This window comes from Holdemania massiliensis AP2, assembly GCF_000327285.1.
Taxonomy (GTDB): domain Bacteria; phylum Bacillota_I; class Bacilli_A; order Erysipelotrichales; family Erysipelotrichaceae; genus Holdemania; species Holdemania massiliensis.
On record NZ_HE998573.1, the window covers coordinates 20,920 to 37,494 of the forward strand.

Annotated in this window: 16 protein-coding genes; 3 read left to right on the forward strand and 13 right to left on the reverse strand. The window is 47.0% G+C overall.

Annotated features, from left to right (window positions below):
• The first annotated feature begins 608 nt into the window (after window positions 1–608).
• Window positions 609–1,868: an ATP-binding protein gene (locus tag BN162_RS17175; RefSeq protein ID WP_020226377.1), complete on the forward strand. Its 1,260-nt coding sequence runs from the start codon at window positions 609–611 to the stop codon at window positions 1,866–1,868.
• A gap of 151 nt (window positions 1,869–2,019) precedes the next feature.
• Here the strand turns inward: BN162_RS17175 and BN162_RS18200 are convergent, their stop codons facing one another.
• From BN162_RS18200 to BN162_RS17215, 8 genes are all read right to left on the reverse strand, one after another.
• Window positions 2,020–2,655 carry an HAD family hydrolase gene (locus tag BN162_RS18200; RefSeq protein ID WP_020226378.1) on the reverse strand — a complete coding sequence of 212 codons (636 nt, stop codon included), beginning with the start codon at window positions 2,653–2,655 and terminating at the stop codon, window positions 2,020–2,022.
• On the reverse strand, window positions 2,652–4,028 hold the full coding sequence (locus tag BN162_RS17185; RefSeq protein WP_020226379.1) for an MATE family efflux transporter: 1,377 nt from the start codon (window positions 4,026–4,028) through the stop codon (window positions 2,652–2,654). The genes BN162_RS18200 and BN162_RS17185 overlap by 4 nt, the downstream gene beginning before the upstream one ends.
• 22 nt (window positions 4,029–4,050) lie before the next feature.
• Window positions 4,051–5,127, reverse strand: coding sequence for an SIS domain-containing protein (locus tag BN162_RS17190; RefSeq protein ID WP_020226380.1), 1,077 nt, complete (start codon window positions 5,125–5,127; stop codon window positions 4,051–4,053).
• A gap of 112 nt (window positions 5,128–5,239) precedes the next feature.
• Window positions 5,240–6,061 (reverse strand): PTS system mannose/fructose/sorbose family transporter subunit IID, encoded by an 822-nt coding sequence (locus BN162_RS17195; RefSeq protein WP_020226381.1) that lies wholly within the window; start codon window positions 6,059–6,061, stop codon window positions 5,240–5,242.
• Entirely contained in the window at window positions 6,054–6,824 is a 771-nt protein-coding gene (locus BN162_RS17200; protein WP_020226382.1) for a PTS mannose/fructose/sorbose/N-acetylgalactosamine transporter subunit IIC, read from the reverse strand. The genes BN162_RS17195 and BN162_RS17200 overlap by 8 nt, the downstream gene beginning before the upstream one ends.
• 13 nt (window positions 6,825–6,837) lie before the next feature.
• Window positions 6,838–7,311, reverse strand: coding sequence for a PTS sugar transporter subunit IIB (locus BN162_RS17205; RefSeq protein WP_020226383.1), 474 nt, complete (start codon window positions 7,309–7,311; stop codon window positions 6,838–6,840).
• Window positions 7,305–7,739 (reverse strand): PTS sugar transporter subunit IIA, encoded by a 435-nt coding sequence (locus BN162_RS17210; protein WP_020226384.1) that lies wholly within the window; start codon window positions 7,737–7,739, stop codon window positions 7,305–7,307. Before BN162_RS17210 ends, BN162_RS17205 begins: the two co-directional genes overlap by 7 nt.
• Before the next feature lie 155 nt (window positions 7,740–7,894).
• Complete coding sequence (locus BN162_RS17215) at window positions 7,895–10,687, reverse strand: sigma 54-interacting transcriptional regulator (RefSeq protein ID WP_020226385.1); 2,793 nt, start codon at window positions 10,685–10,687, stop codon at window positions 7,895–7,897.
• Window positions 10,688–10,851: 164 nt separating this feature from the next.
• Between BN162_RS17215 and rpoN the strand changes: the two genes are divergently transcribed.
• On the forward strand, window positions 10,852–12,120 hold the full coding sequence (gene rpoN, locus BN162_RS17220; protein ID WP_020226386.1) for an RNA polymerase factor sigma-54: 1,269 nt from the start codon (window positions 10,852–10,854) through the stop codon (window positions 12,118–12,120).
• 90 nt (window positions 12,121–12,210) lie between these two features.
• Here the strand turns inward: rpoN and BN162_RS17225 are convergent, their stop codons facing one another.
• Entirely contained in the window at window positions 12,211–12,864 is a 654-nt protein-coding gene (locus BN162_RS17225) for an HD domain-containing protein (protein ID WP_020226387.1), read from the reverse strand.
• A gap of 33 nt (window positions 12,865–12,897) precedes the next feature.
• Entirely contained in the window at window positions 12,898–13,503 is a 606-nt protein-coding gene (locus BN162_RS17230; RefSeq protein ID WP_020226388.1) for a uracil-DNA glycosylase family protein, read from the reverse strand.
• A gap of 247 nt (window positions 13,504–13,750) precedes the next feature.
• Between BN162_RS17230 and BN162_RS17235 the strand changes: the two genes are divergently transcribed.
• On the forward strand, window positions 13,751–14,374 hold the full coding sequence (locus BN162_RS17235) for a hypothetical protein (protein ID WP_020226389.1): 624 nt from the start codon (window positions 13,751–13,753) through the stop codon (window positions 14,372–14,374).
• 75 nt (window positions 14,375–14,449) lie between these two features.
• On the opposite strand, the gene BN162_RS17240 is transcribed toward BN162_RS17235, so the two are convergent.
• The 3 genes from BN162_RS17240 to BN162_RS17250 form a co-directional block, all read right to left on the reverse strand.
• Window positions 14,450–15,262: an HAD family hydrolase gene (locus tag BN162_RS17240; RefSeq protein WP_020226390.1), complete on the reverse strand. Its 813-nt coding sequence runs from the start codon at window positions 15,260–15,262 to the stop codon at window positions 14,450–14,452.
• 147 nt (window positions 15,263–15,409) lie between these two features.
• Window positions 15,410–15,817 carry a hypothetical protein gene (locus BN162_RS17245; protein WP_020226391.1) on the reverse strand — a complete coding sequence of 136 codons (408 nt, stop codon included), beginning with the start codon at window positions 15,815–15,817 and terminating at the stop codon, window positions 15,410–15,412.
• A gap of 44 nt (window positions 15,818–15,861) precedes the next feature.
• Window positions 15,862–16,563 carry an MmcQ/YjbR family DNA-binding protein gene (locus tag BN162_RS17250; RefSeq protein ID WP_020226392.1) on the reverse strand — a complete coding sequence of 234 codons (702 nt, stop codon included), beginning with the start codon at window positions 16,561–16,563 and terminating at the stop codon, window positions 15,862–15,864.
• Window positions 16,564–16,575 lie beyond the last annotated feature (12 nt).

Consider the following 16,575-nt stretch of genomic DNA (forward strand, 5'->3'; position numbering starts at 1 on the left):
AAAAACAAGCGCAGACCCGCCAACGGAGAAAATCCGGCCTTCACTGGATGATTTATTTACTTCAGATAAATACCAGATTCAATCTCTGATGCTTTTAGTATAATCTGAATCAGATTAACAGCTTTCAATGAATATTTCTAATCTTAAGAGCACGAAGATTTGTTCCTTTTTGTATTATAGGGAATCTGTTTCAAAGTCACTATACCTAAATCCAATTTCGAAAATTTTTATTTTTCGTTGCATTATTGCAACGAAAATGCAACGAAACAGTTTTCGTTGCACTCATTTTAACTAATATGATAAAAGCTTGAAATAGAAAGAAAATTAAAAAGATAAGAAGAAAAACTAACTAAAATATGAGAATAAAATCATTTGAACCGAATAAGAAGTTTAAAGAGTTCTTCACTTGCGCAAATTATCGTTAAGCACTCTCCACTTCCATAAGCTGAAATACAAATCATAACGACTTAATTAATTAGCTTAAATCTTTTTTGGTTCTTTGAATTTAATACGTTGCATCGTTGCAGCAAAAATGCAACGAAACGATTTTCGTTGCATCCGTTTTAGAACCAATATATAATAAGACTAAGATAGAAAGGGGATTAAGAATGGAAAGAGAATCAAAAACATTAGAATATAAGGAACAAATCACCAGAACCTTCCTAAAAACTGTATCTGCTTATGCTAATTATGGAAGTGGAAAAATAGTTTTTGGCATAAGCGATGACGGAATTATCCTTGGTTTGGACAATCCAGAACAGTTATGTTTAAATATCGAAAATATGATCAATGATAATCTCTCACCCATTCCTGATTATTCTCTTGAAATTTGTCGCAATCAGACTATCGTCCTTACCGTATTTGAAGGCTTGTATAAACCTTATCTTTATCGAAGCAAAGCTTATAAAAGAAATGATTCAGCCACGATTGAGGTCAATCGTTTAGATCTAAACCGCTTGGTTTTAGATGGAATGAATCAAACCTTTGAAGAACAAATCTCAAACGAGCAAAACCTTACATTCCAAACATTAGAAACTACGCTGGTTCAAGAATTAAAGATTGAAGGGTTGTCCAATGACATTCTCAAAACACTTCAGCTCATGACTCCAGACGGCCGCTATACCAATGCTGCGGCCTTAATTGCAGATCACAATCAGTTTAAAGGCGTAGATATCATCCGCTTCGGAACGACTATTTCTGAGCTGAGAGATAGAAAAACATTAGAGAATTGTTCCATTTTAACGCAGTTTTTTGAAGCTTTGAATATCTACCGACAATATTATCAAATTGAGAAAATTGAAGGTGCAGTGCGCAGAAAAATTGATTTGATTCCAGAAGAAGCTTTTCGTGAAGCCTTAGCCAATGCTTTAGTGCATCGTCTTTGGGATGTTGATTCCAACATTAAAATCAGTATGTTTGAGGATAAAATTGAAATATCTTCGCCGGGCTCCCTGCCTCCCGGTATTTCAAAAGAAGAATACCTCAACGGGCAAATTTCAACCCTGAGAAATCCGATCATAGGTAATCTGTTTTATCGATTAAACTATATCGAAAAATTTGGTACCGGAATAAAAAGAATCAATGAAGCTTATAGCCATAATTTAACAAAACCAAACTATCAAGTTTATGAAAATTCAATAATAGTAGGGCTTCCGACGCTCAATAAAGAATTAAATTTAAATGAAGATGAAAAGCAGATTTTAAATGTATTCTATGGGAAAAAAATATTAACACGAGCCCAAATTGACGAGCTAACGGGTTTCAACAAAGCCAAAACAGTAAGAATACTCAATCATTTAACAGAACAGTCTGTTATCAAGAAAACAGGAAAAGGTCGAGATATAAAGTATACCTTACTGCAGAAATGAAACGAGTCTTAGTTTTATTTGATACAAAAAAACTGAATAAGGAACACAAAATCAATGACCATGGATCATGTCTCTGATTTTCTGTTCCTTTTTCTTTACTAAAGTTCGCTGCAAAACGCTTATCTCTTTTTATAATGTCCCCTTTGCGTGTTTAATGATTTTTAATCAGCTCAAAGATCGCTGCCGGATGATCTAATTTCAAACATTCATGAAACGGCTGTGGTGTGCTTATACCCCATTGTGCCAAGACAAACTGAATTCCCGCCTGCTCGGCACATTGCTGATCGACAGGCTGATCGCCGATATAGAGCATTTCTTCCTTCCTGCATCCCGCCTTCTGCTGACATAAAAGCAGCGAATCGGGTGCGGGTTTAGGATGGGAAACCTGATCAGAAGTCACGACAAAATCAAACAAATCATAAGCTTCTTTCAGCTGCAGCTGAGCCTCTCTGATTGTTTTCTGGGTTCGTGAAGTATTGATTCCCAGCCGAATGCCCCTGGCTTTCAGTTGAAATAAGACCTGATTGATTTCCGGGAAAGCACGGAAATGATCGGTAACAGAAGAACCGTTCAGACAGAATTCAAAGAAAGAAGCTTGATGCTGCGGCAGGATATTCAGCATTCTGAAATTCACTTCATCGGGATTGCCATGACAGGGAACAAATTCCGCTCGATCTTTGCGCGGTCGGTTCGGATACAGGCGATGATAGCCGTCATAAAACAGGTCAATCATTGCCCGGCTGTCAACCAAAGTTCCGTCACAGTCCCAAATCATCGTCCGGATCATCGTGGACTCCCTTCCGGCTGAACGGTTACCTGATGAATCCAGTGTCCCTGATGAATTCGCCAGTTCCCGACGAAGGCTTTGATCACATCGTCGCAGCGCAGGATAAAGAAAACAAGGAATAGCGGAACTTTTGCCTGCTGGCAGCACCACCAGCCTAGCGGAATACAGAACACCCACAAGTAAAACACATCATTGAAGAAAACAAACCGGGCGTCGCCGCCTCCGCGCAGGATGCCCACATTGTTGACAAAGCCGATGCAGCGGAAAATTTCGATGAATCCGCCGACGATCATGATCTGAGTCAGCACGGAAAATGTTTCCGGCGTAATGTTGTAGATCTTCGGCATCAGCGGAATGATCGCCAGAATAAACAGACAGGCGGCAGTCCCGCTGAGCGCGCCGATGTGCTGAAGCAGACGAATCGGTCTGCCCAGTTCATCCCGTTTTCCTTCCCCAATTAAATTTCCGACAACGACGGCGGCCGCCGCGGCAATGCCTTGGGATAGAGCACAGGAAATCTGAGCTACAACATTGAAAATCGCATACGCCGTGGCAAACGCAAAAACCATGTGTCCGGAGATCATGGTCAGCACAGAGCTGCCCAGCACCCAGGTCAGCTCATTAGCCACCACCGGCGCGCAGTTTTTGACAAACGAAGGCCACAGCGCCTTCTGCGGATGAAACAAGCTGCTTAAACGAAAACGAATCTTTTTCTCAAACCAAGCCAGATACACAACCAGAATCAGACATTCCAGAATCCGTGCCAGAATATTCGCCAAGGCACTGCCCACGACCCCCAGAGCCGGAATTTCCCAAAAGCCAAATACCAATATCCGGTTAAACAATACGCTTGCGGCAATCGATACGAGCGAAGCTCCCATGGCGACATTGACATCCCCGACCGCACGCAGTGTATTGCCGATGACTGTCGTAATCCCAAAAAACAGATACGACAGACTGACAATGCGCAGATACTGCGTTCCGGTTTCGATCACCGCCGGATTGTTGGACAGCAGCGTCATGACCTGCTGCGGAAACACAGCGGCAATGCCAATCAGAATCACCGCCGTTCCCAGCATGATCCGAAACGTATAGCCGATGACAGACCGGATCGCTTCGCGATCCTGTTTACCCCAGTATTGAGCGATCAGCACATTCGCTCCGCCCGTCGTTCCAAACAAGGTCAGCTGGAAGATGAAGAACAGCTGACTGGCTTGAGAAACGGCCGTCAGCTGCGTTTCTCCCAACGCGCCGACCATCATCGTGTCGACCATGTTGATACCGACGGAAATAATCGTCTGCAGCGCCACCGGTATCGCCATCAGCAGGATTGCTTTTAACAGAACGCGCTGCTGAGGGTTGAGAAAAAGCACGTTCCCGTGCTTCCTCTCCGTTTTATTCATCGTGGGTATTGAAATACTTCATTTCCGGAAGCGGATCCTGGGTTTTGATATCCTTCAATTCAATGCCATAGTCCACTGCCAGCCGATAAGCCAGAATTTCCACGACCGGTGCATATTCCAGGCAGGCGAAGTCTTTGGACGCCGGTGTAAAGCCGAGATCGTCCTCATCTATCGGATTCGCGCCGATCACATAGGCATGGCCGACATCATTTTTCATATATTGAGCAATCCCCATGGCCAATGAATTGTCCTTGCCGCCGTCATTCAGAACGATAACCGCGTGCCGCTGGGTAAAGCCCATGGTCGGACCATGCAGGCCGTCATCCATCTCATAACCCACGCACATGAAGCGCTTGGCAATTTCCAGAATTTTAAGCGCGCCTTCCAAGGCTACGCCATACAAACTGCCTGGGCCATACAGAACAAACGCATCGACATCCATCAGCGCTTCCTTATTGTGGTCAAACCAGGTCAGCGTGCGGTCGCAGATTTCCTTATGATCCTTCGTCACCGCCAGCGCATCCTCAATGTAAGCGGCAGCCGCTGCTTCACTGACGACGCCGCGGGCCTGTCCGAGCGCAACGCCCATCAACATTTCCGTTAAAATACTTGCGCAGTATCCGATTGTCCGCATGCCGTATTCTTCATAGCCGCAGCCCATATCGATATGCACGTCCGCAGCCTGAGCCAGCGGGGTCGTTGGCGCTTCTGTGATGGCCGCGGTCAGACACCCCATCGCCTTGACCTTCTTTAAGGCCTGCTGCGTCAGGGTTGAAGTCCCGGATTGGGAAACAAAGACATACAGCGCTTTAGGATTGTAAACCGTTTTGGCTAAAAATTCATTCGGAATCATCGTGCTGGTTGACAGGCAGCTTGCTTTTTCAACAAAGCGGTAAGCGGTAACTGAACACGTATTGCTTGTTCCGGAGCCGACAAACAGGATTTCATTCAGATCATCAAGACGATCCTTGACCGCTTCCAACAGCGGTGCAAACGTAACCTCGCGTTGTTCGACAATGCTTTCAATGACTGCCGGGACGCGGTAGATGCAGTCTAGTAAAGTAACCATTTCTTTTCCTCCTTCAAATGGCAGAATCCGATCAGGCAGAGAAAGCTCTGCCTGATCCTATTTCTACTTTCTTTTATTGTAGCGTTTTATTCGCTGAACCGATATCCTCGGTTTAGAAAATTCCAATCCAGGTGCCCAGAATCGCGAAGATCATTAGGCCGAAGATCAATAATGTCGCATTGACTTTCTTATTCAGCAGTTTGAAACAGAATAAGGTCAAAAGCAGCGGAAGCAGATTCGGGAAAATCGTATCCAGCATCGCTTGGATCGATTGTTCCGCTCCGCCCATCGTAAAGACGAAGCCGATATTGCAGGAAACCATGGTCGCCGTCATCGCACCGACTGTCATCAAACCGACGGTACTGGCTGCTTTGGTAATAAAGCTCATGATGCCGTTTTCCGCGGCGCTGCTCATAAATTTTGCGCCAAGACTGTAGCCGACATACGGACCCAAGAAACGAACGAAGGCTGAAGGAATGTTATACATCAGCAGGAAGACGATTGGACCGAGAATATTGCCGCCGGCGGCTAAACTTAAGCCTACGCCCATCGAGATAACACGCCAGGTACTCTGGAAAATCGAATCGCCGATACCTGCAAACGGTCCCATTAGGGAAGACTTGACCGCAGAGATGGAAGATTTATCAAAGTTTGGATCTTCTGCTCCCTGTTTTTCCATGGAAGCCGCCAGGCCGGTGATGAAGCCGGAAACGCTCGGCGTCGTGTTGAACAGTTCCCAATGCCGCTTGTAGCCTTCAATCCGGTCTTCTTTGTCCGGATAGTATTTGTTGATGACCGGAATCATCGTATACAAGAACGACAAGGCCTGCATTTTTTCCCAGCAGTATGGAGCGCTCATGGTATGGGACCGCAGAGCGATCTGGAAGCACATCTTATTTTCTTCCTCAGTTAAATTGAATTTTTCCTTAATCATTGAACAGTTCCTCCTCTTCTTCCGCAGATGATGGGGTTGGTTTGTGACTGCTTTCGACATACAGCACGATGACGTACAGAATGCCCAGAATTGCGATCGCCATTAACGGCAGACCCAGATAGGATGAAAGAATAAAGCCGACAAAGAAGTAAACCGCAAGTTTTTTGGTCCACATCATCTTTAACAACAGCGCGAAGCCGACCGCTGCCAGCATTCCCGCCGCAACGCCCATGCCGTCTAAGAAAACTGCCGGCAAAACATCGATGAACTGCTGAACAGCGACAGAACCCAGAGCAACCGCACCGCCGCAAATCAAAGCTTTGAAGACATACATCGTAGCAGAAACCACCGGAACCATCCGTTGCAAGCCCTTGTAATCTCCCTTAGCCACCATCTTATCAATCATCGGCGACCACAGCGAACGCAAAGCTACCAACGGCACAAACAAGGTTTGACATAGAATAGAAGCTGGAATTGCCAGTGTAAAGGCGGTTTCTACGCCCTGACCTAAAATAATCGCATACGCCGTGCCGACAGCGGTTCCTGAGCAGGCATCCGGCGGCACCGTACCGCCGATGGCCATAACGCCCATGAACACCAATTCCAGACTGGCTCCGACCGTCACGCCGGTTGCAACGTCCCCTAATACAATACCGATCGCCGTACCCACGATTAATGGGCGTGTTGTCATTGGGTAGGAGCACCAGGTTTCAATGAACTCCAGCGCGAAGACAGTTAACCCTACCAATACTGCTTGCATCATAAGTTTTTCCTCCTCATATAATCTTTTTCACGTCGGTCTTTGATTCACTTGGAACCATTTGAATTTCAACTTTGTCCACCAGAGAATTCAACTCCCGCAGCGCTGCAATGTCTTCCTCATTCATGTGGACATTCGCCGCCACTTGTCTGCTTCCCTCCTTTTTCTTCACTCCTCCGATGTTGATAATCTGAATCTGACTGCCGGTGGTCTTCGCCAGTTCCAAGGCGTCCTGGACCGTTCTGACAATCAGGAAAATCCGTGTTTTCTTCGTGCGCGGATCATTCAGCAGCACGGCCGCATCCTTCACCGTTTTGATCGCCAGCTTCACCCCGGCCGGTTTGGCCATTTTGAACGCCAGCTTGCTCATCTCGTTGGTCGCCGCTTCATCATTAGCGATCAAAATCGCGTCGGGAGCGACTTGATTCACCCAGGTCACCGCGACCTGTCCATGAAGCATCCGATCATCGACTCGGCACAGCTCTACCATAAAATATCATCCTCCATTCCCTTCTCAATTTGCTCCACCGCCTGCTTGTGCGACAACACGGTAATCGTGTTTTTAGCCGACTGCACGGCGTTTTCCACCAATTCCATAGTTCCGATGTCCTGAACGTTCAGATGACATTCCAGAATCATTGACAATGTCACGCCGCCGACCAGATACACATTTGGATACCGGCATAACTCCGTCAGCTGATTGTGAACGCTGCCGCCATGGATATCGCAGAAAATAATGAAGTCGCAGGCCGGTTCCGCTGCAACCTGCTGCTCAATCTGACGGGCAATTTCCGTCGGAGATTCATAATGATCCAATCCCAGAGCCTGAATTTCTTCACAATCCCCCATGATCATCCGGGCGGCGCTGAGCACCCCTTCGGCCATGGATCCATGAGAAGCCAGAATTATCTTTCTCACGGGCTGTCCTCCCTTCTCTTCTTACGCTCAAATATAAGCAATTAGTATGCCAATTCGTCTATTTTTTTAATAAACTGATCCTAAAATAGAAAAAAAGCCGAAATTCAAGAAATTTTTCTGAAATTTCAGCTCAAATTCTGACCTGACAGACCTTTCTATTCAAAGTAACCGGTTTCATCTTCGACACTGTTTTCTTCCTTTTCGACACTGCCGAGGGTGATGTATTCATATAAATACCCGATTTCCGATAAGGGAATCGACACATTGTAAATCCGTTCCACCTCGGCAAAGCTTTTGCGGATCACCGCGATGAAATCCTGATGATCCCGCTGCAGCTGTTCCAGCTTGTCGTACGGCGCCACTGTCTTATTGATAATCAGCCGTTCGATCAGACAGCTGATATGCAGATACAGCCCAACTTTGACATTGCTTGTAATCCGCAGACCCAGCTGCGCTTCAATGGAGCGGATGATTGTTTCAACATTGCCCAGAATGATTTCCGGATTGAGAATCGTCAGATAATTCAGCAGATTTTCCATTGGAAAGTTGCGCAGCAGATTGTCGTTAAACTGCTGGATTTCTTCCTCATTCAGCAGGCCGTTGAGCAGCTCCGAGATCTTTTCAATGTTTTTCTGTTCGATCAGCTCTTCCAACGAGATAAATTCCACGCCTTTGATCTTCGGATCCATCGTGCCGACGACAAACAGAATATTGTATTTATCAAAGACCGGAGCTTGGGAACCCATCGTTTCTATGCTGTCATATTCATAGGACAGCACCGGAATATTCTGGTTTGGCGGCAGACTTTTCTCCAGCAGTTTTTTGATCTTCTCCGCCGTTCCGAAGCCGCTTTGACAGATCGACAGAATCGCATTGGCTCGCTGACGGTTGCGCACGATCAGATAACGATGCTGATTGCGGTTGGCCGCTTCCTCCAGGATCGTTTCAATCCCTTCCCCTTCCATGATCATGCAGCCGATATCCAGAGCCAGCTTGGTTGTGACGTTATTGATGATTCCGATATCGATATTTTTAAGATTTTCCGTATACTTGTAGATTTCCTCCAGCGATCCCATATCCACCATCAGAAGAACTTCCCTGCACCCTTCCAGATGCTTCAGATAATTGGAAACCTTGCGGATGATGACATCCACGCCGCATTCAATCGGCATGTCGATCGCGTCAAAGATCTTGCGCCGCAGCAGCTGATTGGCAACCTCGGCAATACTGCTGGCAATATTGAACCCATGCGCGATGATCAGCACGGGAATCTGCGAGGTTTCCATCTCCCGGTTGAAATACATCATGTAGATCAGCAGATCCAGGTAGCCGATCCCTTCCAGTTTGATGTTCAGGCTGTCCTGGATCAGCCGGGCAACATTGCGGATCGCCGTCGCATTGATCGGAAACAGATGCTGAATGGCTTCAATACAGTCCTGGATTTCCTTATGGTATTTCTTGTCCAGCGGCAGACAGGAAGCATTATGACTGGCAAAATCCAGAATGAAGCGCGTCATCGTCACCACCTCGGAATTGCTCAGTTTTTCCAGATTGTATTTCTGCGCTGTAATCCGATAGATATTTTCCACCAGACTGGCGGTCAGATCATCCTTCGGTGTTTTCCCTGCGGGGTTGTTGAAAAACAGGTAATCCGTATAACCTTCTAACAGAATGTAGGCTTTTTCGATAAACTCCGGCATCGGCAGAGGATTTAAATATTGATCGATCAGTCCTTTATTGAACGTGTACAGCATCGTATCAAAATATTTCTGTTTCATCATCTGCCGGGTGTCGATCATCTTGCCGTCGTCATATTCCATCAATTCGCCGTTGGCGGTTCCGCTTTGCAGCAGGAAGCTGGGCAGATCATACAAATGCAGCTCAACCGGATCGGCAGCCGGATCGCGCAGATAGGCTTTGGCCACGCTGGCGCGGATGGTGTTGACCAGCTCTCCGACATTGCCGGGATAGGCATGATTGACCAGGGTCTGATAGGCCAGTTCGCTGAACACCACCTGGCGGGTGATCTTAGCACTTTCCTGCGTTACAATTTCATGCACAAGCTCGCGTTTTTCCTGCAGCGAGCGGTCGATCAGCGGCGGCACCTGAACTACAATCGGAATGCGTCTTAACAAGGTTTTCAACAGAACCTTCTGCGGATCTTCCGTCGTCGCGAAAATCAGCCGGACCTGCGCGGAATGCCAGGTTTCGTTATCGCCGACCATGTGATAGATGCCTTTGTCCATGAACAGAAAGATTTTTTCCTGACACTCCGGTTTGAGCGCATGGATTTCATCGAGAAACAGCACGCCCCCGTCCGCCAGCGCCAGCAAACCCGCCTTGTCCTTCTCGGCTCCGGTGTAGGAACCTTTCTTATAGCCGAACAGATTGGTCAGAAACAGTTCGGGATTGTTGGCATACTCAGCGCAGTTGACCGTCACGAAATTGCCCTTTTTGCCGATAATCCCTTTTTCTACACTGTATTCATAGGTCAGCTGGGCGATGTAGCTTTTGCCGGTTCCGGTCTGTCCCTGCAAAAGAATCGGCAGACCGATGCCGGGATAGGTAATCGCCGCTTTGCATTGTTCTACGCATTGCTTCAGACTTTCCTGATGACCGACCAGCTTGCGGAAAGAAACGATTTTCTCTTTCCGGGCTGCGCCGTCCTTCATCAATTCCTCGACGGAATCATAAACCGATTTCAGATCTTCCGCCTTCATCCGTTCGCACAGTTCTGCTTTGCCCAAAAAATAAACAGGCCGTGTATTGATCTTAATCACCAATCCCTCGTTGTGCGCTTCATTGAGATATTGTGAAATAAGATTGCGGCTGAGTCCGAAGTGTTCCGCCAAGCTCTGAGCACTTAAATCAGACAGATCATTCCAGGCGAAATGGCGGGTCGCCTCTGCCAAGGCATCCAGAATTTTTTTCTTAGCCGGACTTTCCATCGTTTCCCCCTCCTTTATTTTTACCTTTTTAATTCATGTGCAAAAAGATTACAATTTAAGAATAGGTTCGGAATTCAACTTTGTCAATCAAACGTGAATTAATTTTGTGAGCGCTGTCATGGATGACAGATTGTGCTACAATAAAACAAAAGGAGGCTGACCGCATGAACAATACGTTCTCATTGAAGCCGAAGGTTCAGACAAAAACCAAGCTGAAACCGGCGATGTTTCAATCACTGAATATCCTGCACATGAGCTCGGATGTGCTGTCCGCCTACCTGAATGAACAGATGATGAGCAATCCGCTTCTGGAATGGAACGATACCCGCTCTATAAAAAGTGAAGATCTTTACACAAAAGCGGAACAGTTTGTCGCCGAAGATCTCTCTTTGAAGCAGCAGCTGCAGCATCAGGCAGCCGTGATCCTGGATCCGCAGGATCAGCCCATCGCGGATGTGCTGATCAGCTTGCTGGATGACGATGGCTATTTGCGGGAAGACACTGCCGAATTAAGAGGCATGCTGAAAATCGGCGAGGGGCGGCTGAATCGGATTTTGACACAGTTAAAAAGTCTGAAGCCCTCCGGACTCTTCGCCCATGATCTGCGGGAGTGTCTGCTTTATCAGCTTATGGAAAATCATCCGGAAAATGAACTGGCAATGCGCCTGACCGATCATTTGGAAGCTCTGGCCCGCGGCAGCGTGACCGCTTTATGCCGGACTTTGCACTGCAGCGAAGCACAGCTTCATGAAGCCTTGGCTTTGCTGCGCAGCTGCGATCCCAAGCCCGGCCGCAGTCAGGGAACACCGGCTGCACCGTTAGTCTGCGAAGTGCAGGTGGAAATAGAAGAAGAGCAGTTTAAGATTACGCTGACCCGCAGCTTCAGTGAACTGGTCTTCAATCTCATGCCGCTGGATGATCCATCGGTTCAGGATTATTTAAAGCAAAAAACATTAGAAGCGAAAAATCTGCTTCTGGCGATTCAGAAACGCAATCAGACGCTGGTTTCCATTACTCAGGCGATTTGCCTGAATCAGAAAGCCTTCTTTATCAGCGGAGTGCCGTTAGTGCCGTTAACCCGACAGAAAATTGCGGACCAGCTGGGGCTGCATCCCTCTACCATTTCCCGTTCGCTTTCCGGCAAAGGGCTGCAGTTTCAAGGGCAGCTTTACCCCTTTTCCTTCTTCTTCCCAACACAGGTGCAGGAGGATCTCAGCCAAGATCAGGTGCTGCGGGAATTAAAAAAGCGGATTGATCAGGAGGATCCCGCCCATCCATTCAGCGATCAGCAGCTCAGCGATTGGTTAAAAGCCCAAGGCTGTCCGATCTCACGCCGAACGGTTGTCAAATACCGGCAGAAGCTGCGCATTCCGGATTCCCGGGTTCGCCTGCAATGGGCAAAAACCGCAGCGGCAAGGAAGAAAAAATATTAAGGTCGCTGAATCCTGTCCTCACCCTGCAAAACACAGCGCCAAAAAGCACGATTCCTCGGAATCGTGCTTTTATATGGGTTCATTGGATTGTTATCGCAGACCGTTGTATTCTGCAAAAAATTCCTGCAGATACTCTTCCATGAAGGCCGTGCGGTACCGCGCTAAACGCCTGCCGGTTTCGGTGTTCATCTTTTCCTCCAACAGCAGCAGCTTTTCGTAAAAGTGATTGATTACGGTACTGCGTTCCTTGCGATAGCTCAAGGCGTCCATCTGGGAGCGAGGGGGAAGTTTGGGGTCATACATCGCATTGCCGACATGACCGCCGTAATAAAAGGTACGGGCAATACCAATCGCGCCGATCGCATCCAGCCGGTCGGCATCCTGTACGATCTGACCTTCTTTGGACAGCTTCTGGCTCCGACCTAAATTCTTGGAAAAGGATAAATTGTCAATAATCGCAAAGACCGGCTCTTTGACAGCAGGATCAATCGCTTCCAACGCTTCCGCAAGTCGATCATGTTCCCGCTTAGGATTCGCAGTCAGCTTATCATCAATCACATCATGGAGCAGCGCGGCAGCCACGATCAAATACAGATCGCAGGTTGCTTCATCTCTGGCAATCAAGACTGCATTGTTGACGACGCGGAGAACGTGATCCAGACTGTGTCCGCTTGTATCGCCGGCTAATCTGGATTGGGCAATCGCGTAAAATTTCTGACAATTTTCAATTTGTGTGGAATTCATTTTTTCCTCCTTCGGGCTGAACTCGCTTGTTTTTTATGATTCATTCAATAAAATCGAATGCAGATGAGCACGAATCTGCGGCATCCGATTTGTTTCAAAATCAGGATGATCCTTCAGCCATTTGCGGTTTAAGGGGGAAGGGTGCGGAAGTGTATAAACAGGTTTCCCCTGAAAACTCCGGGTGCTGAAAATTAATGTTTCCAGCGGGATTTGCGGAAATAACCACTGCGCGGCATAACTGCCGATTACGATGTATAACTGCGGCTGCACGAGTTCCAGTTCCTGTTTCAGATACAGTTCAGCACACCTTACAGGCGGACGCTCATCACCGCTGCCTTTCGCTTTTCCAGGATAACAGCGGGCAATCGAAGCAATGTAAAACAGCTGCGGATCATAGAACTGAGCGTCGCTGATCTGATACCATTCCTGTTTCAGTTTGCGGCCGCTGGCATCATTGAACGGCAGTCCAGTTTCCATAACACGTCGGGAAGGCGCTTGGCTGATCTGAAAAATTTTAGATCGGAGATCACCCTGAAAGATCGGATGCCATCCCTCTTCCTGCTGCCTTGGACAGATACAGCAGCTCAGCAGCTGAGCTTTCAATTGTTCAAATTTCGTGAAATTTTCCTGTTTTTTCATCTTCTTTACCTTATTCTAATTGATGTTCTTTTATTATGCCGCGCTGCAGTAACATTCTGTGTTCTTTCCTTTCCCCCATTCTTGGATAGATAAGAAACGAATATCATATTCTTTCCTGTTAATCAAGTAAATGGATTGCAATATAAAGCAGAAGATGGTTTAATTCAGACAAAGCCCCTGTGCCAGCTGGAAACAGATTCTCTTTAGCCGATGTTTGCCATTCTGACAATCAGGAAAGGAGCATAAAATGAAACACATCAATAAAATCCTCTGCCTTGCCGCGCTCTTTCTCGGGATCGTAACAGGTTGTTCACAGAAAGCCGCTTCCCAGCCGCAATCCAGTCTGAAACCCGCGGTCTGCAACCAAGAAGATATCGCGATTGCCAAACAGTTTGGTTACACTGCGGATCCGCAGATCTTTCAGTTTGCGGCCGATGCCTCGATTCAATCATTACATTATACAGTTTACAAGCTGAATCAGGGGCAGTGGGAAGTACAATGGGCCTCAGATCAGACTTTATCCGGAGCCCGCGGACGGATCGCAGTCTACTCCGACACTTTGCCTTCCGGGTATACCCTCATCATGCAGTGCGATAATATCTGCGTCAAAGATGAGCTGCGGGTTGACAACCCTGACTTTACATTGCCGGAAGAATCCGTATTTTCTCACACTTCCTTAAACAAAGAAATCCCCTTGGAATCCGCACAGGAGATTCCTGTCCTCCTCCAGCAGATTTCGGCAGATAAACAACACAATTCTGTCGAACTGGATCAGTTTTTCAATCCGGACACGTTTTCGGATCAAGATGAAGTCTGGGCTTTAACTTTAATTTTTCAAACTTCAAAATCATCACGTCAGCTGCCGGCTTAAAGAAGCTGGATATCCTTGTTTACAACACTAATAATACAGCCTGGGCCGGCATCGAAGCTTCCGGGCTGTTTTTACTCAGCTATGATTTAAGAAATGTTCGGCGATAAACCGACCGATTCCGTCATGATCATGATCGTCAGTAATATAATCCGCTGCACTTTTGGTTTTTTCACTGCCGTTGACCATGACGACGCCGATTTTGGCATTTACTGTCATGTCATAATCATTGTCCGCATCGCCAAAGGTACAAAGTTCATCCATCGTCAAGCCATGCAATGTCATGAATTCCTTCAGCCCTTCCGTCTTGGATACCCGCGGATCCATATATTCAAATAAGATGCTCGCAGTGATCAACCCGGCAGATTTGGTTTTCGGCACTGTGAAAGTATGACTGCGGGCAATCACGGCGCCCATCCTCGCCGGATCACAGACGATCATCACCTTCGGCCGCGGTTCATTCAAAAATTCATGATAATCAACAACGTGATAAGGAATGTGATCGGCTTCAGACAGCTTGCGGATATATTCATCATCCTTGGGCGAATATAGTTCTCCCTGCCAAGGAATCGCAAAATTCACGTCCAGATCCTGATAATGCTCAATGACCTGACGGATGACCTTTCCCTCCAGCGGATAACTGCTTTTTTCCACATTCAGCTGGAAATCCGCTATTTCCGCTCCGCCGGTTCCAACAATCGCATCGACCAGCCCATCGATTCCCCACCGGTTCAGCTGTTTTTTAACACTGTGCACATCCCGGCCGGTAGCCAGACCAAACAACATTCCCTGAGCCTTAATTTTTTTTATTTGTTCAATCGTATAGGGAGAAACCACTCCCTGGCTGTTCAGCAGTGTGCCGTCAACATCGCACATGATTGCTTTGATCATTCTTGAATCCCCCTCAAATTTTAAAGTCTTATTTATTATAACAAGAAAAGGACTGCCGTGCATTCGGATTGTATCCTTTTTCACCGCTGTCCCTTTGCCTGTTCCGTCATTTGATTTAAATTTGAAAAAATATTCAGGTATCGTTTTCTAATCAACAATGAAATCAGAAGATTGAAAATGACTGTAATACCGTCCGCTCTTAGCTGTAAACTTTAAAATCAGCTTGGCTTGGACTCCCGTTTCCTGATTTTCTTGCAAAGAGTCCGACCGGTTGATGGCTGAGAATTCTTCTATCTGAAAGAATCCTTTCAGGCAGACCCCTCGGTAAAACCGCTGATCTATAAAATAAAGACTGGCTGGACGCTCTGTAAAATCAATCTCAAAGCAACCGGCAGCGGGATCAATCTCAAACCAGAATTCGCGAATGCCCTTTCGCCGCAGAGGCTGCGGCAAGATCTGGGTTTCCGGATATCCCGGTTCATCCATAAAACTGCCGAATCCATAGCGGACATTATCCACCAATTTTTCTATTGTCTGTTCAGGATTTCGAATCATCGTTTCCTTCTCCTTTCCGGCTGCGGGTTATTTCGATTCCGCCTTTATTCTTTGGGCTGAGGCCGCTTGCTTTCAGCCTTCGCTGTCAAAGCAAAACTCTGACTGATCCCTTCCTGAATGGTTTCGTCCTCTAACGTTCCATCGAGAACCACAGTGATCCAATGTTTTTTGTTCATGTGAAACGCCCTGTAGAAGCCAGGATGACCTAGTTGTTCGACAATCTGTTCCGGCAGGGCTTTTAAAACCAGAATTTCAACCTGTCCCTGCTTTCGCGGATCCAGCTTTCGGTAATCAAGGCGCATCAGCACGCCGAACCACTTCAGCGTTTCCTGATGCCGCAGGGCTGCCGAAGCGGGCGAACCTTCCCAGAGATATTCTGGCCGCACCCCATAGTTTTGCTCGATCGACTGGATAATCCGACTAGCCTGCTCTGTCCGAAATTCATCGGCAGCAAAACAGGCAGAGGCAATTTCCTTCAGCTTCCGGCTAACCTCTTGGCGCAGCTTGGCAATAAAGTTTCCCTGCGCATGCACCGAATGAATCAGCGTATATTCTTCCCCTGTGACCTCGTCAATCACAGCATAAAAGAGCATACCGGAAGCGTCCACTTCGACCTGAAGCTGAAACTGTTCTTCCTTAAGTGGCAGTTTCAATGCGAAGCCGGCCTCTTTCGTTTGAAATCCATATGCAATTAAGCGCTCCGGCACCGGTTTTTTTAAGTGAAACAGCGCTTCTTCTTCAATCAATCGGATCCCCTC

Coding starts and splice junctions, on each gene's coding strand:
- BN162_RS17175 (WP_020226377.1), top strand. CDS start 609: ATGGAAAGAGAATCAAAAACATTAGAATATAAGGAACAAATCACCAGA.
- BN162_RS18200 (WP_020226378.1), bottom strand. CDS start 2,655: ATGATCCGGACGATGATTTGGGACTGTGACGGAACTTTGGTTGACAGC.
- BN162_RS17190 (WP_020226380.1), bottom strand. CDS start 5,127: ATGGTTACTTTACTAGACTGCATCTACCGCGTCCCGGCAGTCATTGAA.
- BN162_RS17195 (WP_020226381.1), bottom strand. CDS start 6,061: ATGATTAAGGAAAAATTCAATTTAACTGAGGAAGAAAATAAGATGTGC.
- BN162_RS17200 (WP_020226382.1), bottom strand. CDS start 6,824: ATGATGCAAGCAGTATTGGTAGGGTTAACTGTCTTCGCGCTGGAGTTC.
- BN162_RS17205 (WP_020226383.1), bottom strand. CDS start 7,311: ATGGTAGAGCTGTGCCGAGTCGATGATCGGATGCTTCATGGACAGGTC.
- BN162_RS17215 (WP_020226385.1), bottom strand. CDS start 10,687: ATGGAAAGTCCGGCTAAGAAAAAAATTCTGGATGCCTTGGCAGAGGCG.
- rpoN (WP_020226386.1), top strand. CDS start 10,852: ATGAACAATACGTTCTCATTGAAGCCGAAGGTTCAGACAAAAACCAAG.
- BN162_RS17225 (WP_020226387.1), bottom strand. CDS start 12,864: ATGAATTCCACACAAATTGAAAATTGTCAGAAATTTTACGCGATTGCC.
- BN162_RS17230 (WP_020226388.1), bottom strand. CDS start 13,503: ATGAAAAAACAGGAAAATTTCACGAAATTTGAACAATTGAAAGCTCAG.
- BN162_RS17235 (WP_020226389.1), top strand. CDS start 13,751: ATGAAACACATCAATAAAATCCTCTGCCTTGCCGCGCTCTTTCTCGGG.
- BN162_RS17240 (WP_020226390.1), bottom strand. CDS start 15,262: ATGATCAAAGCAATCATGTGCGATGTTGACGGCACACTGCTGAACAGC.
- BN162_RS17245 (WP_020226391.1), bottom strand. CDS start 15,817: ATGATTCGAAATCCTGAACAGACAATAGAAAAATTGGTGGATAATGTC.